At 48.9% G+C, this 22,467-nt stretch carries 21 protein-coding genes, 2 pseudogenes and 1 riboswitch; of the genes and pseudogenes, 8 read left to right on the top strand and 15 right to left on the bottom strand.

What is annotated here, in order from left to right; translation table 11 throughout:
* Window positions 1-94: 94 nt before the first annotated feature.
* The 7 genes from AGRI_RS05660 to AGRI_RS05690 form a co-directional block, all read right to left on the bottom strand.
* Window positions 95-1,075, bottom strand: a complete 981-nt coding sequence (locus AGRI_RS05660) for an efflux RND transporter periplasmic adaptor subunit (RefSeq protein WP_008984036.1) — start codon at window positions 1,073-1,075, stop codon at window positions 95-97.
* The gene (locus AGRI_RS05665) at window positions 1,072-2,406 is read right to left on the bottom strand and encodes a TolC family protein (RefSeq protein ID WP_008984037.1); all 1,335 of its coding nucleotides are present in this window, start codon (window positions 2,404-2,406) and stop codon (window positions 1,072-1,074) included. Before AGRI_RS05665 ends, AGRI_RS05660 begins: the two co-directional genes overlap by 4 nt.
* 44 nt (window positions 2,407-2,450) lie before the next feature.
* Window positions 2,451-2,765, bottom strand: coding sequence for a hypothetical protein (locus tag AGRI_RS05670; protein ID WP_008984038.1), 315 nt, complete (start codon window positions 2,763-2,765; stop codon window positions 2,451-2,453).
* Window positions 2,766-2,843: 78 nt separating this feature from the next.
* Window positions 2,844-3,122 carry a metal/formaldehyde-sensitive transcriptional repressor gene (locus AGRI_RS05675; RefSeq protein ID WP_008984039.1) on the bottom strand — a complete coding sequence of 93 codons (279 nt, stop codon included), beginning with the start codon at window positions 3,120-3,122 and terminating at the stop codon, window positions 2,844-2,846.
* Window positions 3,123-3,206: 84 nt separating this feature from the next.
* Window positions 3,207-4,601, bottom strand: a complete 1,395-nt coding sequence (locus tag AGRI_RS05680; protein WP_008984040.1) for an ATP-binding protein — start codon at window positions 4,599-4,601, stop codon at window positions 3,207-3,209.
* Entirely contained in the window at window positions 4,591-5,259 is a 669-nt protein-coding gene (locus AGRI_RS05685) for a response regulator (protein WP_008984041.1), read from the bottom strand. The genes AGRI_RS05680 and AGRI_RS05685 overlap by 11 nt, the downstream gene beginning before the upstream one ends.
* Window positions 5,260-5,279: 20 nt before the next feature.
* A complete protein-coding gene (locus AGRI_RS05690; RefSeq protein WP_008223741.1) occupies window positions 5,280-5,636 on the bottom strand; it encodes a diacylglycerol kinase in 357 nt (118 codons plus the stop codon).
* A 109-nt stretch (window positions 5,637-5,745) separates the two neighbouring features.
* On the opposite strand from AGRI_RS05690, the gene AGRI_RS05695 reads away from it, so the two are divergent.
* From AGRI_RS05695 to AGRI_RS05710, 4 genes are all read left to right on the top strand, one after another.
* On the top strand, window positions 5,746-7,734 hold the full coding sequence (locus AGRI_RS05695; protein WP_050979281.1) for an LTA synthase family protein: 1,989 nt from the start codon (window positions 5,746-5,748) through the stop codon (window positions 7,732-7,734).
* A gap of 115 nt (window positions 7,735-7,849) precedes the next feature.
* Entirely contained in the window at window positions 7,850-9,550 is a 1,701-nt protein-coding gene (locus AGRI_RS05700) for a phosphoethanolamine transferase (RefSeq protein WP_008984043.1), read from the top strand.
* Between the two features lie 82 nt (window positions 9,551-9,632).
* Window positions 9,633-11,651 (top strand): heavy metal translocating P-type ATPase, encoded by a 2,019-nt coding sequence (locus AGRI_RS05705; protein WP_008984044.1) that lies wholly within the window; start codon window positions 9,633-9,635, stop codon window positions 11,649-11,651.
* A gap of 1 nt (window position 11,652) precedes the next feature.
* The gene (locus AGRI_RS05710) at window positions 11,653-12,141 is read left to right on the top strand and encodes a methyltransferase family protein (RefSeq protein WP_008984045.1); all 489 of its coding nucleotides are present in this window, start codon (window positions 11,653-11,655) and stop codon (window positions 12,139-12,141) included.
* 12 nt (window positions 12,142-12,153) lie between these two features.
* Here the strand turns inward: AGRI_RS05710 and AGRI_RS05715 are convergent, their stop codons facing one another.
* Both AGRI_RS05715 and AGRI_RS16775 read right to left on the bottom strand, forming a co-directional pair.
* Window positions 12,154-12,726, bottom strand: a complete 573-nt coding sequence (locus tag AGRI_RS05715) for a manganese efflux pump MntP (protein WP_008984046.1) — start codon at window positions 12,724-12,726, stop codon at window positions 12,154-12,156.
* Window positions 12,727-12,733: 7 nt separating this feature from the next.
* A riboswitch (yybP-ykoY riboswitch) is annotated at window positions 12,734-12,908 on the bottom strand.
* A gap of 71 nt (window positions 12,909-12,979) precedes the next feature.
* Window positions 12,980-13,189 carry a LysR substrate-binding domain-containing protein gene (locus AGRI_RS16775; protein ID WP_083847130.1) on the bottom strand — a complete coding sequence of 70 codons (210 nt, stop codon included), beginning with the start codon at window positions 13,187-13,189 and terminating at the stop codon, window positions 12,980-12,982.
* On the opposite strand from AGRI_RS16775, the pseudogene AGRI_RS05720 reads away from it, so the two are divergent.
* Window positions 13,156-14,076 (top strand): annotated as a pseudogene (locus AGRI_RS05720) (FAD-dependent oxidoreductase); the annotation flags it as partial. The gene AGRI_RS16775 and the pseudogene AGRI_RS05720 sit on opposite strands and share 34 nt — an antisense overlap.
* A 134-nt stretch (window positions 14,077-14,210) precedes the next feature.
* Here AGRI_RS05720 and AGRI_RS05725 read toward each other — a convergent pair.
* Window positions 14,211-15,131 (bottom strand): annotated as a pseudogene (locus tag AGRI_RS05725) (IS4 family transposase); the annotation flags it as partial.
* A gap of 403 nt (window positions 15,132-15,534) precedes the next feature.
* Here AGRI_RS05725 and AGRI_RS16335 point away from each other — a divergent pair.
* Window positions 15,535-15,723 carry a hypothetical protein gene (locus tag AGRI_RS16335; RefSeq protein WP_202800789.1) on the top strand — a complete coding sequence of 63 codons (189 nt, stop codon included), beginning with the start codon at window positions 15,535-15,537 and terminating at the stop codon, window positions 15,721-15,723.
* A gap of 161 nt (window positions 15,724-15,884) precedes the next feature.
* Here AGRI_RS16335 and AGRI_RS05735 read toward each other — a convergent pair whose 3' ends face one another.
* The 3 genes from AGRI_RS05735 to AGRI_RS05745 all read right to left on the bottom strand — a co-directional run bounded on the left by AGRI_RS05735 (window position 15,885) and on the right by AGRI_RS05745 (window position 18,745).
* Entirely contained in the window at window positions 15,885-16,187 is a 303-nt protein-coding gene (locus tag AGRI_RS05735) for a DUF6172 family protein (RefSeq protein ID WP_008607708.1), read from the bottom strand.
* Window positions 16,188-16,340: 153 nt separating this feature from the next.
* A complete protein-coding gene (locus AGRI_RS05740; RefSeq protein ID WP_008984050.1) occupies window positions 16,341-17,489 on the bottom strand; it encodes a serine hydrolase domain-containing protein in 1,149 nt (382 codons plus the stop codon).
* A 299-nt stretch (window positions 17,490-17,788) separates the two neighbouring features.
* Window positions 17,789-18,745, bottom strand: coding sequence for a hypothetical protein (locus AGRI_RS05745; protein WP_008984051.1), 957 nt, complete (start codon window positions 18,743-18,745; stop codon window positions 17,789-17,791).
* 308 nt (window positions 18,746-19,053) lie between these two features.
* On the opposite strand from AGRI_RS05745, the gene AGRI_RS05755 reads away from it, so the two are divergent.
* The gene (locus AGRI_RS05755; protein WP_008984053.1) at window positions 19,054-19,941 is read left to right on the top strand and encodes a hypothetical protein; all 888 of its coding nucleotides are present in this window, start codon (window positions 19,054-19,056) and stop codon (window positions 19,939-19,941) included.
* Window positions 19,942-19,989: 48 nt separating this feature from the next.
* Here the strand turns inward: AGRI_RS05755 and kynU are convergent, their stop codons facing one another.
* Entirely contained in the window at window positions 19,990-21,255 is a 1,266-nt protein-coding gene (kynU, locus tag AGRI_RS05760; RefSeq protein WP_040291575.1) for a kynureninase, read from the bottom strand.
* Window positions 21,256-21,263: 8 nt separating this feature from the next.
* Window positions 21,264-22,214, bottom strand: a complete 951-nt coding sequence (locus AGRI_RS05765; protein WP_008984055.1) for an alpha/beta hydrolase — start codon at window positions 22,212-22,214, stop codon at window positions 21,264-21,266.
* A 150-nt stretch (window positions 22,215-22,364) separates the two neighbouring features.
* On the opposite strand from AGRI_RS05765, the gene AGRI_RS16780 reads away from it, so the two are divergent.
* Window positions 22,365-22,466, top strand: a complete 102-nt coding sequence (locus AGRI_RS16780) for a BrnA antitoxin family protein (protein ID WP_156411263.1) — start codon at window positions 22,365-22,367, stop codon at window positions 22,464-22,466.
* The last annotated feature ends 1 nt before the right edge of the window (window position 22,467 follow it).

Consider the following 22,467-nt stretch of genomic DNA (forward strand, 5'->3'; position numbering starts at 1 on the left):
CAAGAACGGGCGAAGCAGCGCAGTTTACATGCGGTAAATGAGCATGCTGAGCCGGTTTTTAACGCCGCAGAACCAAAGCGCAGCCAGGCAAATTTTAGTGTTCGTGAGCTGCGCCGGCTTTTTCGATCTCAGCCTTAATCAGATAACTATTTACCACCACATACTCTTCAGCAGCATGCAGACCAGACAGCACTTCCGTATAACGCCCATCGGTGCGGCCTAGCTGCAGTGGCCGCGGTTCATAGCGGTTGCCTTCGCGCACAAACACCACCTGCTTACCCTCCAGATCCTGTAAGGCCTTGTTATCTATAACCAGAGAAACATCTATGATTTCAGCATCCACCAGCGCACTGACCCGCTCGCCGGCAGAAAAACGGCCGTTGCTGTTATCCAGTGCAACCCGCGCCAATACATAAGGCTGGCCGGAGGCAGGCAAAATATGGCTTATCTGACTATCAACCCTGCCACCGCGAGCTTCAATATGCACCGGCAAACCGGTTTTTATCTCATCCATTGCCGCTGGGAATACTTTCAGCTCAGCCCACAATATGCTGCTGTCTGCCAGTGAAAATAACGTTTCACCGGCTGTGTATTCGCCCTGACTGGCATATTGCTGTAATAACACCCCCGCTATCGGCGCGGTAACCGGATAAGTGCGCAGGCTGTCATTGGATTCCACCAGCGCCAGCACCTCGTCTTTTTTCACTGTGTCGCCCACGGTAGGCCTGATCTGGGTAATCATGCCGGGAAAACGGGCTCGCACCTGTGCCTGACGGTTAGGTGGGATGACAAGCTCACCGTATAACGGAATATGGCGTTCAATGGTGCCAGCACCTGCCGTCGCCACTTCAATCCCTACCCTTTTTGCCATGTCGGCATCAATCGTTGCGGCTTCATCGTGATCATCATCATGGTCGCTGCCATGATCGTGCCCGCTATCATCATGGGCATGAGCGCTGTTTGTTTGTGCCGTTTTCGGTTTTTCATCATGGCTATGGCCCGGCCCGGCCTGAGCAGGTGCAACAGCCATACCCTGAGCGATCAGTAATGCAAGGAATAACGCGGAATATTTCATTTGGAAGATCCTGATTCAGTAGTGATAAGCTGAGTGGGTGTCTTTATCGCCAGAGGTGATGCCGCAAGCGCAACACCGGCAAGCTGTTCAATCAGTACCTGATTGCTCAGTGCGGTACTGGCAGCATTAACCAACTCAAGCTGAGCGTCCTGTAGTGCCTGACGAGCAGAAATCCACTCTGCATAGCCATAACGGCCACGGCGGTATGCGTCTTCAGTTTGTTGTAGTGCCTGCTCCAACACCGGCAGAATATCGCGCTGCATATCTTTCACAGCCATACTGCTGTAACGGTGAGTTTGCCAGGCCTGATACAAGCGGGCGCGTAAATCCAGCAAGGCAGTTTCTTTTTCAAACTGTTCCGCCTGAGACTCTGCCTGCGCCGCAGTTATCGCACCCTGATTACGCTGTTTACTAAACAAAGGCACTGACACGCCGGCAACCAAACCAAAATCCCGGCTTTCCTGTGAACGCATGGCTCCAATCTGCCAGCGTACATCACCCGCCGACTGACTTTGCGCCAGTGTCAGCTCAGCATCACGCAAGCGTTGCCGGGCTGCAAAGACCTCTACGGTGGGGGTTGCCAGCACTTGTTGATAAAGTGTTTGAAAGGAGGGGCTTTGCGCCAGCTGAAATAAATCACCACTAACCTGATTAAAATCGGCTTGTTCCGCCCCCCATAAACTGACCAGCGCCAACTTGCTGCTATCCAGCTCGGTTTGCAGTAAGCCATGCTGCAACTGTGCTTGCTTAAAAGCCACTTTCGCCCTTAGTTGCTCGGCCTCCGGTGCTGCACCACGCTGCACCCGCTGCGTCACCAGCGTTAAAGCCTGCTCAGTCATACTGACGGTTTGTGCCGCCAGCGCCGTTTTTTGCTGCAATGTCAGCACAGTTACAAAACGCTGGGTCAGCTCGCCCAGTAAATCCAGGCTCGCGGCCTGGCGCTGCGCCAGCAATAATCCCTGACTTGCACTGGACACCGCCATCCGGGCCTGGCGCTTATCGCCAAGCTCAATAACGGAAGACAACGACACCGTAACTTCGAGGCTTTTAACACCCGACATATCACCAGTGCCAAAGGCATTATCGGCCTGCACGCCGAGTTCATAGCCTGGCGTTAGCTCTGCCAATTGCTGCTGACCCGCCGCTGCTTTTAAGCGCCAATCAAATACGTGTAGCTGTGGATGTTGTTGTAACACCCGCTTTGCTGCCTGTTGCAGCGTTAACTCTGCTGTTGCAGGTTCAGCGGCATTTACTGTCAGGCTCAGCAGCACACTGCCAGCAGCCAATAAACCTAACGCTGCAAAGCGTTTGCAATTCATTTTTAAGAACATAGCAAAATCCTGTTATAGGTAATGTAAAAACCAAAAAAACAGAATCAGCTGATGGGTGGGCGGTAAATGCTTCGTTTAGGGGAAGAGGGTAGATAATTTAAGTAAGACACCAGCAATTCATTACCAATTACCGGCAAAGCCGGAGCTGGTTTAAACAAGCCAATATGTGCGGCATGGCAATGACTACAATGGTCGCAACCTGCATGAAGTGAGGCATCAGTTAATGATGATTGTTCTGCGGCTACAACCGTACTGGTGTCAGACCATGATATTTGATGATGAATATCATCAGCAGAATGTTCAACAGCGAAAGCGCTGGAAACTACGCATAACAATTGCACCACCAGCAGTAATGCCATCAACATTCTGCTTAGTGGTGTTTTAGTCAGTGCGTAGTTGCTTATCAAAATAATGACCGCCTTACTAATTTAACGAAGTTAGCTTTTAAGGTACGAGCGCAATACGCTAATAACCTGTTCTACATCCGCGTCGCGCTGTAAAGGCTCCAGGTTATCGCCTGCCAGATGATCACGAATATGGTGTTCCAGTATCTCAGTCATCAGGCCATTTATAGCACCTCGCACCGCAGCAATTTGCTGTAGTACTTTACTACAATCACCTTCGGCCAGCAGCTGTTTTTCCAGCCCTTCAACCTGACCTTTAATCCGCCGTACCCGCGTCAGTAACTTGGGTTTATTGGTAATTGAATGAGTCATACCGTACTCCGTAACTATACTCCCCTATAGTATAGTCAGTTTTAATCTTTCTCAAGTCTGTAGCTATAAAAGCTGTCTCTTATTTTATGTTGTTTGTGGCAAAAAGAGCTCTGTTACAAAACGCCCGGTTATGTCTTGTGAAAAAACTAACTTTCCGCCGTGTAAGTTAACAATTTTGCGGGTAATCGATAATCCAAGGCCAGCTCCTGCAACATCCTGATGACCATAACTCCGGAAAAAGCGCTCTCCCAATCGGGCTAGCTCAAGCGTAATATCACCATTAATTGCATTACTCACACTTATCACTACAGCGTGCTGTTCTATACGCGCCTTGATACTGACCTCACTTTGAGCAGGTGCATACTTAGCCGCATTGTCCAGTAAATTACGCAATGCAGCATGAAATAATGCAGGATCGACACGAACCTGTAGCTGCTTTGGTATATCGACCACCCAAATTACGCGATCAATTAGCGGCAAATCAACCGACGCCAAAGCATCTTCTGTTAGCCTAAGAAGCTGAATTTCCTGATATTGCAGTACAATATTATGCTCCAGTTTTTCTGTTTCCATTAACTGCTTAACCAGGTGTGCCAGACGGCGTGTACTTTTTCCAATGGCTTGTATCGCTGTACGTTGCTCTTGGCTATCGGTCGCTTTTTCCAGATTATCGGTATGCACTTGTAAAACACTAAGCGGGGTTCTTAATTCATGAGATACATCCGCAATAAACATTTTTTCTTTTTTAAGATAAGCTTTTAACTCAGCCATTAGTTTATTCACAGCGTCCTTGAATGGCTTTAACTCTCGCGGCAACGGCATCTCAATAGGTTGTAATTCAGTAGGGTTGGTTTCTGCCAGCTTTTTCGATAATTCCCGCACCGGCTTCGTGCCCCATTCCACAGCAAGCCAAACCAGTAATATTATTGGCAATATCGCTATCCCCAGCGGTAACAACTGATTCAGTGTTAAATGCCAGCTTAACTCGTCCCGAACATCTTCCCGTTGCGCAGTAAAGATCCAGGCTTTTTCATCAGGCACATATAAGCTAAAGCCAATCCACAGGTATTGATTATGCCGGATCTCGTGAAAACCTGACTGTTTGGGCAACAATGGCGTTTTGCCGACATTACCGGAACGGATTAACAGTTGACCATTTTCATGCCAGACCTGAACTGCAATTTTGCTTTCGTACTTATGCCCCTCGGAATACCGTTCTTCTGCAGAAGTACGCTCTATGCCATCGTCCAGCAAAAATGGCATTTCAATGGCGTGATCACTATCTGCAGTCAGGGGAGTATTGGGCTCTACCAGTAAATGACGAACTAACCGTGCATACTGTGCCAACTGAGCATCAAATAACTCGTCAATTTCATGATGAACATTAAACCATGTGTTCAGGCTGGTAATCAGTAACATTAACAGGATAACCGCATTAACACTGAGCAACAGCATCCGGCGAATACTGTTAATTTTCACGATGACTCACCAGCATATAACCGACTCCTCTGACCGTTTTTATCAGCGATGCTGTAGTTTTTTTACGGATATTATGAATATGCACCTCTATGGAGTTACTTTCTGTTTCGCCTGTCCAGCCCGAACTGAGTTCATCCAGATACTGTCTACTCAGAATTTTATCCGGATGTAACATAAACTCTTTCAGGATCAAAAACTCACGTGAAGTCAGTACTATATCCCGCCCCTGATAGCGGCAAAGATGCTGCTGCATATTCATTTCTACTTCCTGACAAGTCAGGATGTCCTGCTGTCGTTGCTGATAACGCCGCAGTAATACTCTTAAACGGGCTTCAATTTCTCTGCTATCGCAGGGTTTCAGCACATAATCATCAGCGCCGGCATTTAATGCCTCAACCTTGGTTTCAAGATGATCCCATGCCGTCAGCACCAGAATAGGTGTTGTAACCTTTTTAGCCCGTAAGGTTTTAATTACATGTAATGCCAACCCGTCTGGCAACCCCAGATCCAGAATAATCACATCAAACCCGCTACTGGTTGCTGCCACTATGGCTTGCGAACCGGTAATACAGTGTTCTGTCCGGTAATGCATACGTGATAATGCAGTAATTAACCCCTGCGCAAGCAGGCTATCATCTTCAACCAGTAACAATCTCATAAAGGCTTTTTCCAGCTAGCTTAGAGTAAAATACATAACCAGACGGCGGCACTGGCAACGAGCGTTATTAATACAGCTGCCGACCCAATATCTTTCGCTTTACCGCTTAGCTCGTGATATTCACTGCCAATGCGATCCACCACCACTTCAATGCCGGTATTTAATAGCTCCACGATCAGAATCAGTAATGCACTCAATAACAATAGCGCACGCTCGGCCGCAGATACATCAACCCACAAGGCTACAGGTAGCAATACCAGTAATAAGATAATTTCCTGCCGTATTGCCGCTTCTGATCTCCAGCTACTGGCCAGCCCTTGCCACGAATTGACTCCGGCCAGCATGATCCGTTTAACCCCTTTAGCCTCTGATTTCATATACCCCCCTATGATTGGAGATAACAGTATAAAAGCACAGTCTTAAGAAAGTCTTAAGCATTGTTCGTTAGCCTTGCAGCCACTCTATCTGGCAGTACGGCGAGCCTCTATGACTAAAGTTTCTGCAGTAAAATTCCCGGTATTACGACAAATAACATGCGGTCCCTACACCTACTTACTACGTATGATTCTTATCGGGTTGGTACTATTAAGTGCGGCCCGGCTTGGTCTGGTGCTATGGCTATATGACAGGGTAGCACCTACAGACCAATTGGGCATGATATTCCTGCAGGGGATTCGGGCCGACCTGATTCTACTTTGTATCTGGTCTGCAATACCCGTTCTGTTATCGCTGTGCTGGGCGCGTCCCGGATTACAGCACAGCTGGTTTCGTTTTAGCTATTGGTGGTGCCTGACGGGTTTAATCCTTATTGCATTTATCGAACTATCCACCCCTGCCTTTATTCAGCAATACGATATACGGCCAAACCGCTTGTACATTGAGTATCTGAAATACCCGAAAGAAGTTTTCTCTACCTTATGGCATGGCTTCCGATTGCCACTGGTGGCAGGAACCGTGTTAACTGTCGCAGCCGCTCTACTGCTGCACCGGGCGCTAAGGCTACCGAAGCACACATTGCAAGTATGGCCACTGCGCCAGCATTTACTACTGTGGCCCCTGGTGGTTTTTATGGTATTTGCCGGCATCCGTTCCACTACAGCACACCGCCCTGCTAACCCGGCGCTGTTTGCAATTACCTCTGATGCTATGGTGAATTCTCTCGTCATCAACTCGGGCTATTCGGTTTTATTTGCCTTGTATAACCTCAAACATGAAGCCCGTTCCAGCGAAATATACGGTAAACTGCCAGAGACACAAATGCTGAATTTAAGCCTTAACTGGCCCTGGCTGCAGCAATATGATTTTAATAATGCAGAATACCCAACCTTACACTGGCAACAAGCCGTAAAACAGCGTAATAAACCGCTGAACATAGTAATAGTGTTGATGGAAAGCCAGGGCGCCACCTTTGTTGAATCACTTGGCGGCGCACCGGTCACTCCAGAGCTGGAACAGCTGAAACAGCAAGGCATCTGGTTTGACAATCTGTATGCTACCGGTACTCGCTCAGTACGCGGTATTGAAGCGGTTGTTGCCGGCTTTATGCCGACACCGGCCCAAAGCACGGTAAAGCTGTCAAACAGTCAGCAAGGTTTTACCACTCTGGCATCCATCTTAAAAAAACAGGGCTACCACACTCAGTTTATTTATGGTGGCGAAGCACACTTTGATAATATGCGTAGCTTTTTTACCGGCAATGGTTTTCAGGAGATTGTGGATTTACCTAAAATCAGTAATCCGGTGCTGGTAGGTAGTTGGGGAGCCAGCGATGAAGACTTGTTCAGAACTGCACATCAGCAGTTATTGGCCCTGCATCAACAGCAGCAACCGTTTTTCAGCCTGATATTTTCCTCTAGCAATCATGAACCTTTCGAATTCCCGGACGGCCGGATTTCACTATACCAAGAGCCTAAAAATACGGCTTACAATGCAGTGAAATATGCAGACTGGTCAATGGGCCGCTTTTTTGAGCAAGCAATGAAAAGCCCTTATTGGCAGGATACGCTGTTTCTGGTAGTAGCAGATCATGATAACAGGGTATATGGCAGTAACCTGATCCCGGTGGAAAAGTTTCGCATTCCAGGACTAATTCTGGGCGCAGACACTCAGCCTGAAATACTCACAACCTTAAGTAGTCAGATTGATCTGGCTCCCACTCTGCTTAGCATGGCTGGGATATCGTCCTGTCACCCGATGACGGGACGTGATCTGTTGCTGGACAGTACCAGTTCTGGGCGGGCTCTGATACAGTTTGACAATCTGTTTGCCCTGATGACAGAGGATAAACTTACTATTCTGAAACCCGATGGTAAGGCGGTTAGTGCCAACTATAATCGTGAACACCAGCAATTAACGCTCTCTGAAGAAGCGGTAAGCCCCTTGCAACAACAGCAGGCTTTAGCACAGGTACAACTTCCTTCTTACCTGTATCGTGAACGTAAATACAACGATGATATCCCTTGTGAAAGCCCTTAAAGGGCTTTCTGCTATAGGTAGCAGCAATAGTTTGTTAAGGATCCACAGGAATTTAAGCATTTCTTAAGCACCGCCCCATAAGCTGCGTTGCATATCAGTAGATTATGGAAAGCTTATGTCAGACCTAACGCCCACCGCACATTTGCAAACAGTACCCCTGCCCCGGCAAACCATAGCATTTAACCATAGCTCGCCACTATGGCATCCGCTCTGGTTTGCTTTTGTCGGCGCTTTGGCAATGACCCTACTACTGAACACGCCCTTTTTCGATGCCATACAAGCCAGGGCAGCAGGCCAGTATTCATTACAACTCAGCCTTGTATCATTATTATTTTTACTGAATTTTCTGTTACTCACCTTGTTCAGCTTCCGGCCTGTACAAAAGCCGGTATTTTTATTGCTCTTTCTGCTGGGCTCAACCGCACTGTATTTTAATACCAGTTACGGTGTCGTCATTGATAAAAGTATGCTGCAAAATGCACTGGAAACCGATCCGGCTGAAGCACAAGGGTTGTTGTCTGGCGGGATGTTGTGGCAATTGACCAAGCTGATGCTGTTTCCATTGCTGGCGGTTACCGTTATCCGAACCAAAATGGTGCGCAGCAAACGCTTTTTACTGCACTGGCTGGCGGCAATACTGCTGATTATACTAACGCTGCTCAGTATTGTTACAATCAATTACTCACAGTTAGCGCCTTTTTTTCGCAACTTCCGCGAAGTACGTTATCTGGCACTGCCCGTCAGCACCCTGTCAGCCACAGTATCGTTGGCCAATAACATCCGTAAAACGGCATTTCCGGTCAGTTTTAATCAGCTTGGTCTCGATGCCAAACAGCTACCTGCGGCAACGTCCTCGACAAAACCCAAGCTGATTGTTTTGGTGGTCGGAGAAACAGCCAGGGCCGATCACTTTGGGCTAAATGGTTATGTCAGAAATACCACCCCGCTGCTCAGTGCACTGCCTGTATATAGCTTTAAACAAGCGTCATCATGCGGTACGGCTACGGCTCACTCTTTACCTTGTATGTTTTCGGCTCTGTCGCGTACCGACTATATAGAAAGCACTGCCAAAAACAGCAGTAATGTTCTGGATATACTGCAACACGCCGGTGTTGAAGTGTCTTGGCTTGATAATAACTCAGGCTGCAAAGGCGTGTGCAACCGTGTACCGTCAGAGTTTTTATTTGAGCAACAAAATCACTCCAGCTGTGACAAAGGCCAGTGTCTGGACAGTGTACTCACCGAGCGGCTACCGGTTTACCTTAGCAAGGCTAATACCGCCACAAAAGACCGCCTGATCGTGCTTCATCAACTGGGCAGTCATGGCCCGGAGTATTACCGGCGCAGTGCAATAACCGACAAAGCTTTTGTGCCGGAATGTCAAAACAAGCAACTACCGTTGTGTTCACAGCAAGATGTGATCAATGCGTATGATAACAGCATTATTGCAACCGACCAGTTGCTGGCTACCGTTATCAAGCAGTTGTCAGCGGCCAAGGACTATCAAACCGCCATGCTATATGTTTCAGATCATGGGGAATCTCTGGGCGAAAATGGCATTTACCTGCATGGGCTACCGTACTGGATGGCTCCCACAGCTCAGACACATATACCACTGCTATGGTGGATGTCCGAAAACTACATCACAGGTCAAAAGGTAAACACCTCATGTATACAGCAGCAGACAGAACAGAAAGCCAGCCACGACAACCTTTTTCATACCCTGCTGGCAATATTTAACGTACAAACCACGATGCGAGAAACACAACTTGAATTGTTTAGCCAGTGCCAGAATGATCTATCAGCGTATAAATAAAATCTGCTCAGCAATTGATCCTGCTCAAAACAGCAACTACTATACTGGGGTATAGTATAAAGGTGAGATATAAGGAGCCGATATGAGCGATAAACATAAAGATCACTCTCATTCTGAGACAGAACCCCATTCACATGCCGGTTTTTTAGGCGCCAATACAGAGCTTTTGTTCGCACTTGCCAGTGGTTTTATGCTGGCGGCTGGTTTTATTATCGGTAAAGTGTCAGCAAGTACGCCTGCCTGGCTACCTTTTATCTGTTACCTTAGCGCCTATTTTTTCGGTGGCTTTTTTACCCTGCGTGAAGCCATTGAAAACCTTCGCCATAAACGTTTTGAAATTGACACCTTGATGCTGGTTGCGGCGGCTGGTGCGGCTGCTTTGGGTGCCTGGGCTGAAGGTGCCTTGTTATTGTTCTTGTTTAGTCTGGGACATGCGCTGGAACACTACGCCATGGGCAGAGCTAAACGGGCTATCGAAGCACTGGCGGAGCTGGCCCCTAAAACAGCGATGGTTCGCCGTAATGAGCAACTGCTGGAAATTCCGGTAGAAACATTGGAAGTGGGCGATATTGTGGTCGTTCGCCCCAACGAACGCCTGCCTGCAGACGGTTTTCTGATTAAAGGCACCAGCAGCATTAACCAGGCGCCGGTTACCGGGGAAAGTATTCCGGTTGATAAACACCCGGTTGATGATCCGGAGTTTGCCCGCAAGCGCCCGGATTCTATAGAAGCTGCCAGCAAAGTGTTCGCCGGAACCATAAATGGTGGCGGAGCCATTGAGATAGAAGTGACCAGCCGCTCCAGCGATTCCGCTCTGGCCCGTGCGGTCAAGATGGTGAGCGAAGCAGAGATACGCAAGTCCCCTACTCAACGCTTTACCGATAAATTCGAGCGTATTTTTGTGCCCGCCGTACTGGGACTGGTCGTGATATTGCTGTTTGCCTGGGTCGTTATTGACGAGCCTTTCCGCGATAGTTTTTACCGTGCCATGGCGGTACTGGTTGCCGCCAGCCCCTGTGCACTGGCCATTGCCACCCCCAGTGCCGTATTATCCGGTATTGCCAGAGCTGCCCGTGGCGGCGTATTAATTAAAGGCGGCGCACCATTGGAAGAGCTGGGCGCACTAACCGCCATGGCGTTTGATAAAACCGGCACGCTGACTGAAGGCCGCCCGCATATTACCGATATTGTTGTGGCACAAGGTGTATCAGAAGAAGAACTGCTGCGTGTAGCCGTTGCAGTAGAAGCACTGAGTGACCACCCGCTGGCCGCAGCAATCACCCGTGATGGCCGCAAACGGCTGGCCGGTAAAGAACCAGCCCAGGCAGAAAACCTGCAAAGCTATGCCGGTTTGGGAGTAAGTGCACAACTGGATGGAAAAACGGTCTGGATTGGCAAAGCCAAGATGTTTGGTAATGAAGAAACCGGTCAAGCTATCGCGCCACTAAACCCGCAGACAACAGAAGCCATCAATGATTTGCGCAACAGTGGCCGTACTGTTATGGCAATACGCCACGGAGAGCGCGATTTAGGCGCTATTGGCCTGATGGATACCCCCCGCCCTGCCGCTAAAGCTGCGTTAGCGACCTTACGGCAGCTGGGTATCTCAAGAATGATTATGATCTCCGGTGATAACCAGCAGGTTGCAGAAGCTGTGGCAAAAGAAGTTGGCCTGGATGAAGCCTGGGGCGATTTAATGCCACAGGATAAAGTCACTGCTATCCGTAAATTACGCGAAACAACCCAGGTTGCGATGGTGGGTGATGGTGTTAATGATGCACCGGCTATGGCGAATGCCAGTGTCGGCATTGCCATGGGCGCAGCCGGCTCTGATGTTGCACTGGAAACCGCAGATGTTGCCCTGATGGCAGACGACCTGCGCCATCTGCCTTTTGCGGTAGATTTAAGCCGTCGTACCCGCCGCATTATTCTGCAGAATGTATTTGTCAGCCTTGGTATCGTAGCATTACTGGTGCCAGCAACCATAATGGGGCTGGGCATCGGTGCTGCGGTGGCTGTACATGAAGGTTCAACACTGATTGTGGTATTTAACGCCCTGCGTCTGCTGGCTTATACTCCAGCCAAAAACATAGCGGAATAACATGACTCAATATAAAAAACGATGGCATTCCTGCTCTCAGCAACTGGCTCTGAAAGTGCCGCCAGTTGCCCTAACCTTGCTGATTGCCGGTATGATGTGGGCCGTTCCTGCCGGAATGTATCTTCCTGGCATAGCGCTATCTTTTTTGCTCACAACCATACTGGCACTGCTTGGTATCATAATCTGCTTGGCAGGTGTTCTGGCTTTCCGGCTGGCCAGAACTACTGTCGATCCGACAGATCCGGCAAAAGCCAGTTCATTGGTTGTCACAGGGATTTATCACTATACCCGTAACCCTATGTACTTAGGTTTTCTGTTACTGTTGCTGGCCTGGGCATTTTTCCTGGGTAAGTTATCTGCCTTTGCCTGTATTCCGGTATTCATCTGGTATCTGACAATGTTTCAGATTAAACCTGAAGAAGAAATATTAACAACTCAGTTTGGTAGTGAATACACCCGCTATACAGCCAGTGTGCGCCGCTGGCTGTAACAGCATGACTGGCTACGATACTGCGTTCAAATGTTCATAAAGGATAGTCGTGCCGACTAAGACAAGAATGATGCCTCCGGCAATTTCGGCACGCTTTCCTATTAACGATCCAAGAACTCTTCCGGCCATAATGCCTATCGTAACCATCACAAAGGTACAAAATCCGATTACCCCTGCAATGATGAAAATGTTTACCTCGATAAAAGCAAGGCCGACACCTACCGCCATAGCATCAATACTGGTTGCAAGTCCTGTCAGCAGAATAGGTAGTAATCCCTTTTTCTCCATGCTTTCTGCTTCAGCGGTGTCATCAGCCTTAAGGGCCTTATAAATCATATGAACACCAAGAGCAGACAACAATCCAAAGGCAATCCAGTGGTCGATATTTTCAATAATGCTGGAAGCTGCAGAGCCGAGCAGCCATCCGATAACAGGAGTTATGGCTTCAACTACACCAAAGATCAAACCGATACGCAGAGCTTCTGAAAGTCGTGGTTTAAGCATTCCCGCACCTTTACCCAAAGCAGCGGCAAAAGCATCGGTAGACATGGCAAGGCCAAGTAAAAGAATTGAAACAGGATTCATGGAAGTTACTCCGGCCGATAAGACATACAACGAACAGCCCATGCGTCCGGCCTTGACGGCGCGGGTTGCCCGTTGGTCTCGCCTACCAATTCGGTTGCCTGCACCACGGTAATACCGAGTATGTTGATACAGGCGCTTTCAACACAACGTTCGAAAGCCGGCTACTCCCCAAAGAGAAGCTGCAGATTCTACCCAAGAATATAGCATGTGTAAATATCAGGTATTACCGCATACCAGCACTTCTGTGCCAGACTCACCAACCATAGGCTTCATTTCTGATGATCTCTGTACACCAGTCAATAAAAGCACGAATAGCCGGAGAAAGATGGCGGCTTTGCGGATACAGGATTGAAATAGGTTCAGGGAGCGCAGTGACATCAGCTAACAGTCTGATCAACTGACCATTAGCAAGCTGCTCACAAAACCGGCAGCGCACATAGCGGCGTGGACATTCATGCACCACACGGTGTGCATTTGGCTCACATCCCTACACCTCCGATTGGCGGAGATGAATTACCGGGCTCAGGCGCTATTATGCGACCGGCTTTGGCGAAAATTCTTGCAGAGAAGACCCGGCAGGCTGGTACTAATGTTAAACTCGGTATCACATTCTCTAAACTTGAAAACTCAGAGAATGGCGTTGTTGTCACCTTTTCTGATGGTACCAGCGCAAACTATGATCTAGTTGTCGGTTCAGACGGCCTACTATCGCAGGTGCGCAAAGCTGTATTTCCGAACGCTCAGCCGCCCGAGTACATTGGACAAGGTGTGTGGCGGGCAGTTTTGCCTCGGCTGCCAGAAGTAAACAACACCATGATGTGGGTAAGTCAGCATCTAAAGGTTGGCGTTAATCCAATGTCAGCTGATTCTATGTATCTTTTCCTGACAGAAAATCGCGTAAATAACGATTTTATCGAACCGTCGACTTTTTTGTCTGGGCTAAAAGAACTCTTAAAAGCATTCCCTGCCCCGCTGGTGCAACAAATGGCTTCGATGTTAAATGAAACTTCGTTAATCCAGTATAGACCACTGGAACGTGTGCTAATGCCGGCGCCTTGGTACAAAAATCGGATCGTGCTAATCGGCGATGCAGTTCATGCAACAACACCTCATTTAGCTTCAGGTGCCTGTATTGGCATCGAGGATGCATTGGTGCTTGCTGAAGAGTTAGCTACAAAGCACACCGCAGAACTCGCCTTAGCCAGCTTTCAGAAAAGACGCTATGAGCGCTGTAAAATGGTGGTCGAAAACTCTGGTCGCTTAGCACAAATTGAAATTGAGGGTGGCAACAAAGAGGAGCACACACAAATTATGCGCAGCTCTCTTCAAGCTCTCGCCCAACCGATTTAGTGGTCCTTTCCCCCTGGGAGGAAGCGCATGGCCTGGTTGTGCGCTTTTGTTGAGATGGTGGTCTACCTGTTTCAGTTTTGAAGCAAACCCGCATAGCCTGCATCAGACCATCAAATTGCAACGAAGCGCTACTCTAATAAGTTCAAACGTGACTTGGATTTGGTGCCGTGCAAGTCACTCCCTAAGCCATAGCGCGGGCTTTTTTGGTCTCGGAAGCTTTCTTCAATTTGCATCCGGCTGCTGTAGCATTTGGCGATTTTATCCGCATAGTCAAGACACTCAGGTAACGATGACACCAATAACCAGGGTTCTTTGTAAGATTTATTTCTATCGCGCTTCAATAGCTTATAGCCTTTACCTACCAGAATGGCGCGGGTTTCATATTGCTGCGTCTGAGTCAGCACGATTGTGCCTAAGTGTTTGGGTGTAGCGCGAGCTTTTTTATAAAGTGCATTCACGGTTATAAATTCTGTTTGCTCTGTAAGCTTAAGTTTCACGTTGCCTCTGACTCTGGCGACATAATGCCAGCCTAATTTGCGTACCTGTTTAAGCCAAGGTACTTTGAAGCCAGCATCGGTGACGATAACGGGCTTGCAGTCTTTGGGTAACATGGCCTTGAGTTGTTTTAAAAACGCGCGGTGTAAATGTGGGCAAGTATAATCTTCTGCCGCCGCCACTTTTTGTAATAGCGTCAGTGCTCTGCCATCTGCGGCCATGCTGGCTCGCAGTATAAAGTGCCGTTTCGCGGTATCAGCGTTGCTCCAGTCAACTAAAATGAGCGGCTGAGATTTACTACTCACGATAGACTGAGTCATTGCCGCATAGATAAGAGGCAGTTCCCGTTGCAGATTGGCATTGTTGAGTAATCTGTCTGCGCGCTTAATGCTGACTTTGTCAGAAGAGCCTGGCATAGCCCGCCCAATGGCGGTCACAGTACAGCGCGCGTCTTTAGTAAGCGCAGTAACCGCGTCTAACAAGACAGAAAATCGTGCTTTATGCATGGTTTTGGGGGTGACAAATCGGAGGAAATCAGCGAGCATGGTTTTAACATTCATGGCGTTACTTCAATTTGAATTTTTTTGGCGAAAGATCAGATCGGGAACGGCCATGAATGTTCCCTAATCGCCTAACTTTTTATTTTAAATGCAGAATTTCTGGGGATACCTCAGCAAAATAGGACAATCCAAATTGAGCATTTTGTTTTTTGAGCTTAGAGTGATATTTTAAAAGTATCTAATTCACTGGTTGGCTCGACTTAGTTCAGAACAGGCGCACTGGTGCGACAGTTTCCTGATGTTCGCGTCCAACAGGCAAATCGGTTGTGGTTTTTTTTCCAAATTTGATTTTGGCTTTCCACCTAAATTATCAGCCCCATCCTTTTTATATCAATCGGAGCTTCCTAAGCATTAAATGAAGTCACTTATCTCAGTTCCCAAGTTTTCATTACGCAGTTGGTTGATGTCATTATGGCTACCGTTAGGGCTATTAGTTATTGGCTACTTTGTGGCAACATCAATGGTAGAACAGCAACAACAAACCCAAGCAAAGCGCATTAGTGATGCGGTTACTGCAAGGTTAAATCTGATTGCAAAAGGGGTTCAGGAAAAGGTCACGCTGTATCAATATGGTTTGCGCAGTAACCTGTAAATCTTTGCCGCGCCGCGCCGGCACTATCGCCTGCGCCTGCACTGGCGTAAGCTCACTAAAACCACATGCCGTTAAGCCACGCAGTAAGTCTGGTGCCAAATTTAAAGCTGAAAATTGCATAAGAATTCCTCTGCAGCCTGGCTGCAGCTTATAAGTGAAGCTTACTCAAGATCGCTATCCGGGCGCGGCTTATGATTGCAGGCGCGAGCCAGAATTTCGATATAAAACTGCGGCCACTGCTGCGCAGCCGCTGCATCGATATGTTGATTGATTTCAGAGGTGAACATCGGTTTCGCTTCCGCCTCTGAGGCGCCAAAGCGGCAATCAAAGGTCCAATAGTCTTTATCGGCTGGCACCGCTTTACGCCGTTCGCGCGCCAGATATTTGCGAATTTCGTGTTTAATAGCGTCAACCAAACGCGCCGGTTGCAGCTTGGGGTGAGTTAACGCAAAGGTTTTTTTCATAACAGATCCTACAGGTGGGCGCTGAACAAAGACGGCAGACGCGCAAATAAAGGCGTATTCTACCTGTAAGTGTAGAAGATAGCCGCCAAAACCTGAGATAAATAACTTATCTCAGGTTTTGCTGTGCAAAATCAGCACTGTTTTAACCCGGTTTTATTGCGGTAGCGCCGCTAACACCTTAGCAACCAGTTGATTCAACTCATCGCCATTACCAATCCAGCGCGCAACCAGTAACAGATCGTGCTCACGATCGAGATAAATAATATTACGCCCGGCACCCTGAAAGGTTATCGCCGTCTCAGGTGCACTGGGCAATGCTTTGCGCCCCGGGTTTAAAAACCAGTTGGCAAAACCATATTCCGGGTTAACGCCGCCCGTACTGGCCAGCCTGATCCATTCCCGGCTCACCAGTTGCTGCCCTTGCCATTGGCCATCGCGTAAAAACAAATAACCAAAACGCGCCAGATCCCAGGCGTTAATAAAGATCCCGCCGCCCCAGTGCCCGCCGCCGGACACCGACTGCACCCGCTGGCCATCCAGCTCAATCCAGCTGTTATCGTAGCCATACCAACGCCAGGTAGACGAAGCCCCAATGGGCTGCATAATTTGCTCATTTAAGACTTCGGGTAAGGGTTTGCGCCAGACGTAAAGCGTTGACAGCGCTAACAGATTTATCCGCACATCATTGTATTTATAGTGACTGCCTGGCGTTCGCAACGGGCGGTTTGGCCAGTCGGCCGGCGTTTTTCCTTCCGGACGATCAGCCCAGTCCGGTTTCCCCCACAGCGTGCCCTGCCAATCACTGGTTTGCCGCAGTAGATGATCCCAACGGATTTGGCTGTTGTGTTCGCCCTGATACAAAGCCACACCATGCGGCATATAAGGGCCAACCCGATCCTGCAGATCGCGGATCAGCCCACGCTGCCAGGCCAGGCCGGTTACCGTGGTTAAAAAGGTTTTGGCGATGCTGTGCGTCATATCAACGCTGTCCACCTCGCCCCACTGCGCGATGACTTTGCCGCGATAAATAATCAGGCCATTCGCTGCTGCGCGCACCCCCATCGGGCCGATAATCTGATCATAGGGCTCTCTGGCGCCAAAGGTTGTCGCCTGCACTATCGCCTGATCTTTCGACGCCGGATTTTCACTCGCAATGGCATAAGCCACCGCGTCCGCCAGTTTTTGCTCATCCACATTTAATGACGCCGGCGCTGCCGTTGCCCACTGCCCCGCCGGCGGATAATAAGGCTCGGCGGCCAGTGGCAACGCCAGTAATAATAATAATGCAGCAGTTAAACGCACTGTAGGCTCCCTTAACGCATTAGCAAATGACAATAAACACTATACTGCAAGTTGACAGGCCAATCCGCAACGGACTTCGACAGGCTTTGCGGCTGAGTCACACGATACTGCGATTCGTAGCGCGGCCAGATAACAAAGGTGCATAAACAGGCAATTTTCGGGATATAGTTCAGCGTCGATACTTTCCTATGCCTGACGCAGGTCTTAAGCAATGTAAAGACTAAAATCTATTCCGGCCAACACACCACGCCTTTTAAAACCCCCATCATCTCCTTATCCGACAAAAATAATCAGCTAACTTATTTAACTTTCTGCTGTAACAAGGTCAGTAACTGCTCACTATTGTGCATTTCATGATTTAATATCAACGAGGTTTTAATACTGCCGCCGCCGGCATCGCAAAAATGCAAAATATAACGCTGGCCAAACCCAATCCGAAACCAGGCTTGCCAGCCAGGGGCTGGCTCAACGGCCACTAACCGCGTAAGCGGAATTACCTGCCTGGAGAATAAGCTTTGCTTGATCAAGGTATCTCCTTGTACCAACAGCCGGTTGTTTACTATGGTTGCGCCGAGGATCCCGGTACAGGCGATATAAACCATAAACAGATTGACAGCAAGATGGGTACTCGCCATAAAGCCTATATTAAATATCCCAAGCAAAGCGGCACTACCGACAAACAGCATCAATAGCATCAAAATTGCGGCGGCAGCTTTACTGGCGGGCGGCGAGAAAACCTCTAATGTCTCACCCGGCTCAAGGGACTCGATACGTTGTGTTGTTTTTGCCGGTGCCTGACCAAAGGTTAAATAAGCAGCCATAACATTGCCGAAAAACAAAAAATAAAACATAAACATCGCTATATATCCGGACCATGAGCTTTCCTGCGTTGTCTCCGAGCTAAAGCTAAAAAGCGTCATAAATACCGCATAAGGCAGCCCGGTGCTCAGCATCATATTAACGTAAAATGCACGACGCTCCTGACGCTGAGCTTGACCTCGTGCTGCTGCCGGGCCGAGCTGCTGTACTGCGGCCAAACTGGCAGTTGTTGCCTCCGTGCCATCTGCAATTGAGCTCGTTTTTTGTGCGATTAGCTGTTCCCGAACTGCAGCCAAAGTATGGTTACGTACCGTTTTGGCCCCCACCAACTCAGCGTCCAGAGCCTGCAGATACTGGTCAAGGTGAGTGTCACCGGTGGCCAACTGTTGATCGAATTTTGGTGAAGGCAGACGGGAAAGTGTCCGTAACATAGTCATCACAGCTCCTTAGTTATAAAAGTTCCCAATCCACAGCGTTAACTGCCATTAACGCTAATCGGCCAGACCTTACTACAACCGGGAAAAGCTGTAAAACAAAATAAGCAGGCATGTTTTTTTAATGAAATATTACGCTTTTTTAGGTTAACCATACCCGAGTCGAAATCGCGGTAAGGCTCAGGATCACGGCAGATTTGCCGTCTGCTGTTAATCTCTCTCAACGAACTTAAGCTACTGTGGCGCCAACGGCTTTATCTCAGCCCTGATATCGTGAATACTGAGCCAAAGTGTATTTAGCGGAGAACAGCATGCGTTTTTTCAGCAAACTCAGTACCGGGCAGCGGCTATTGGTGCTACTGCTCTGCCTACTTACACTGGCCGCTGGTCTCTATAGCGGTGTGCTGCAACAGCGGTTAGTAAACCCGGCACTGGCGCCACTGGATCAAAAAGCCGAGCAGGCTTTGCAACAAAGTTTATTGCTAAGCAGTGCCTCCTATGCCACGGCGCGGCTGATTGACCGCGGTATCGCTTTTGTTTCTGAAGCCGAGGTTGGCGTCGGTGTTGCCAGCGTAAAACCGGGCCAACTATTAAAGCCACTGCAGGATATGGCCGTGCGCTACTCGGATGTGATGGTGATTGCGATGACTTCGGTTGGGTTGCAGCTCTTTTTACTGCACTTTGGTCAGCTGGCCGCCTTGCCACTCTTTGGCAGCGGCATCCTGGCCTCGGCAGCATTGCTGTTATGCGGGCCTGCCAGCTGGCGCAACAGTTGCCGCTATCTGCTGCGGCTTTTTGTGGCGCTGTTGCTGATTATCCGTATCGGTATTCCTCTGACGGCCTATGGTGTGGCCGAACTGTCGGATTGGGTACTTACGCCACAACGCGAAGCCGCCGAAGCGGCACTTAACCAAGAAACGGCTGCTTTGCAGCAAATTGATCAGCCCATGAGCAATACAGAGGATGGCTCAGTTAGCTGGCTGCGGCAAATGGCCGCCAAAGCCAGTGATATGCTGGGTGCAATGCGCAGCTTCTCCGACAATATGGTAGAAAAGTTAATCCAACTGATTGTGATCTACAGCCTGAAAACTTTGCTATTTCCGCTGTTATCCATGTATTTGCTGTGGCAGCTGGGCCGCTGGTTTGTTAGCCGGCCAATGCCGCAGCCAGAGGCGGCAGATAAAATAGCAGCGGTGTAGCCCCCTCAATAGCGGCTTATCTGGCAATGAGTTGCCGTTTAAACCACCTTAGGTGACTTTTTGTTTTACGGCATACTCTGGCTTTAAATATTCCTGCGAATCCATAATGTCGGCCAAAATCGCAACCGCATTACCCATATCCGCGTAGCGTAAATACAAGGGCGTAAAACCTAATCGTAAAATATTGGGTGCCCGAAAATCAGCAATAACACCCCGTTTGATCAAAGCTTGGCACAGTGCATAAGCCTGTGGATGCTGATAAGCCAATTGGCTGCCTCTGGCGTGGGGTTGCAGTGGCGTAATTAAATTAAGGGATGCTAAAGCAGGCTGTTGTTCGACTAACTGATGAAAGCAGTGACTTAGCGCCAGCGATTTATACCGCACATCTTGCATAGTAATATCAGCAAATACCGTTAAGGCCGCGTCTAACACGCTCATCGCAATAATCGCCGGAGTGCCACTCAGAAATTGTGCTATGCCGGGCGCTTTTTGATAGGTGGTTGTAAAGCTAAAAGGCGCCTGATGGCCCATCCAACCGGTTAAGGGTTGCGTTAAATGGGTATGGTGACGACTGGCCGCATACAAAAACGCCGGCGCACCGGGGCCGCCGTTCAAGTATTTGTAGCCACAGCCCACCGCAAAATCTACCTGCCAGGCGTCAAGCTCAATAGGCAAGGCCCCTGCACTGTGCGCCAAGTCCCAAATCACTAACACGCCTTGCGCATGAGCCAGCGCGGTTAAGCGTTGCATATCCAGTAAGCGGCCACTGCGAAAATCGACTTGCGTTAGCAGCAATACCGCAATCTCTGCCGTGATCGCGCGCTCAAGCGCATCAGGATCTTCGCTATCATCCACTAGCACTAACTGACAATTTTGCTCGCCCAATAAACTGGCTAAGCCCTGCACCATGTAAAGATCGGTTGGGAAATTACCCGCTTGCGATAATATTTTGCTGCGCCCCGGCTGCATCAGCATGGCGCAGCTTAACACTTTGAATAAATTTACCGAGGTAGAATCACAACAAATTACCTGACCCGGCGCAGCACCCAGCAAAGGCGCGATTTTTTCACCCACGGTATGGGGCAGATCAATCCAGTTATGATTATTCCAACTTTTAATTAAATCTTGCGACCATTGCTCAGTCAGCACCTGATTCGCTCGCAACGCTGCCACCTTTGGCATCGCACCTAGCGAGTTGCCATCCAAGTAAATGGTGTCTTTGGGTAACACAAATTCTTCACGTTTAGCCGCCAAAGGATCTGTCGCATCCAGTAAAGCTAAGGTCGTTGTCGTTAAATCGGGTAATTGGAACATCAGGCGGCTCACTTAGCGATTAATGCTTGCAGCGTTAACAAAAAATACTGAAAGGCGTCGGTTTGCGGATGGATCCAATCAAAATGTCCGGCGTTATCTAACAGGTAAAGCGGCAGGCCGCTGTCGGTAGCCTGAGACAATGGCACTATGCTGTCAGCGCCGCCATGCAGTAAGAAAGTGGCAGGATGTGCAGGCTGTTGCGTGGGGCTGGCCGCTTGATATTGCTCAGCAAGATCCGGGTAGTTGCCGCCGATAAATTGACGGGCAGCCCGCTGACAGCCTGTGGCATCACTTTGATAACTGGGTAAATCCGTAATCGCCGCCAGACCAATCACAGCTTTTATCGGCTTTAATGCCGTGCCGTGCGCACCGGTGTTAGACGACTGAACAGATGCCCCTGCCGCCAATAACGCTAAATGCCCACCCGCTGAGTGCCCTGCTAACACCACTTGATTAACATCGATGGGATAAGGGTGTAATGCCGTTTGGGCATGCGCAACGGCGGCTAACACATCATGATAGCTGCCAGGCCAACCGCCGCCCTCATCACCCACCCGACGATATTCTATCGACCACACGGCAACACCGGCTGCGGCAACCGCTTCACTAAATGCCTGCGTATGCTGGATATCAAAGGCATTAAGCCAACAACCGCCATGAATAAAAATAAGCAACGGCACCTTTTGAGATGGGGAGTTTGCCGTTATGTCAGGCAAATATAACTGACCAAATTGCAGTGGATTTTCACCATAGGCGAGCGTTTTGCCGTTCCCCGCCACAGGCAACGCCAAGATACTATTGTAACTCACTTGCGACAACGACTGAGGCTCAGGCTGAGTCTCAGGACGCTGCGCCGTATGATTAACACACGCACTAAGTAACAGGCAGCTTAGCAGGACCGTTAAAGGCGACAATAATGCCGAATGTTTAGCGGTTAGATGTTTAAAAGTTATAGGCATCACAGTTATCTCACCGGTATGTTGCCACCGGGTGGGTTTATTGATAACGATACGCTAAACCAAAGCCGAATAAGTTCCTAGTGCTTTGCGCCATAAAGCCCGTTTAGGCCTGCAAGTAGCATGATTAATATAAGCTAATCAGGAGATCCAATAGTTGCGGCGTTCAATCCAACCGGCAAAGGCTGGCAAACCCGAATGAACGCTGCGCTGCGCGATTGGCTTAAAACGCACTCGCCAAAGGATTATCATTAAG

The organism is Alishewanella agri BL06 (assembly GCF_000272005.1).
Lineage (GTDB): Bacteria > Pseudomonadota > Gammaproteobacteria > Enterobacterales > Alteromonadaceae > Alishewanella > Alishewanella agri.

Coding starts and splice junctions, on each gene's coding strand:
- AGRI_RS05675 (WP_008984039.1), bottom strand. CDS start 3,122: ATGACTCATTCAATTACCAATAAACCCAAGTTACTGACGCGGGTACGG.
- AGRI_RS05710 (WP_008984045.1), top strand. CDS start 11,653: ATGACTCAATATAAAAAACGATGGCATTCCTGCTCTCAGCAACTGGCT.
- AGRI_RS05755 (WP_008984053.1), top strand. CDS start 19,054: ATGCGTTTTTTCAGCAAACTCAGTACCGGGCAGCGGCTATTGGTGCTA.
- AGRI_RS05745 (WP_008984051.1), bottom strand. CDS start 18,745: ATGACTATGTTACGGACACTTTCCCGTCTGCCTTCACCAAAATTCGAT.
- AGRI_RS05660 (WP_008984036.1), bottom strand. CDS start 1,075: ATGAAATATTCCGCGTTATTCCTTGCATTACTGATCGCTCAGGGTATG.
- AGRI_RS05670 (WP_008984038.1), bottom strand. CDS start 2,765: ATGGCATTACTGCTGGTGGTGCAATTGTTATGCGTAGTTTCCAGCGCT.
- AGRI_RS05705 (WP_008984044.1), top strand. CDS start 9,633: ATGAGCGATAAACATAAAGATCACTCTCATTCTGAGACAGAACCCCAT.
- AGRI_RS05700 (WP_008984043.1), top strand. CDS start 7,850: ATGTCAGACCTAACGCCCACCGCACATTTGCAAACAGTACCCCTGCCC.
- AGRI_RS05735 (WP_008607708.1), bottom strand. CDS start 16,187: ATGAAAAAAACCTTTGCGTTAACTCACCCCAAGCTGCAACCGGCGCGT.
- AGRI_RS05695 (WP_050979281.1), top strand. CDS start 5,746: ATGACTAAAGTTTCTGCAGTAAAATTCCCGGTATTACGACAAATAACA.
- AGRI_RS05665 (WP_008984037.1), bottom strand. CDS start 2,406: ATGTTCTTAAAAATGAATTGCAAACGCTTTGCAGCGTTAGGTTTATTG.
- AGRI_RS05685 (WP_008984041.1), bottom strand. CDS start 5,259: ATGAGATTGTTACTGGTTGAAGATGATAGCCTGCTTGCGCAGGGGTTA.
- AGRI_RS05715 (WP_008984046.1), bottom strand. CDS start 12,726: ATGAATCCTGTTTCAATTCTTTTACTTGGCCTTGCCATGTCTACCGAT.
- AGRI_RS05765 (WP_008984055.1), bottom strand. CDS start 22,214: ATGCCTATAACTTTTAAACATCTAACCGCTAAACATTCGGCATTATTG.
- AGRI_RS16335 (WP_202800789.1), top strand. CDS start 15,535: ATGTCATTATGGCTACCGTTAGGGCTATTAGTTATTGGCTACTTTGTG.
- kynU (WP_040291575.1), bottom strand. CDS start 21,255: ATGTTCCAATTACCCGATTTAACGACAACGACCTTAGCTTTACTGGAT.
- AGRI_RS05690 (WP_008223741.1), bottom strand. CDS start 5,636: ATGAAATCAGAGGCTAAAGGGGTTAAACGGATCATGCTGGCCGGAGTC.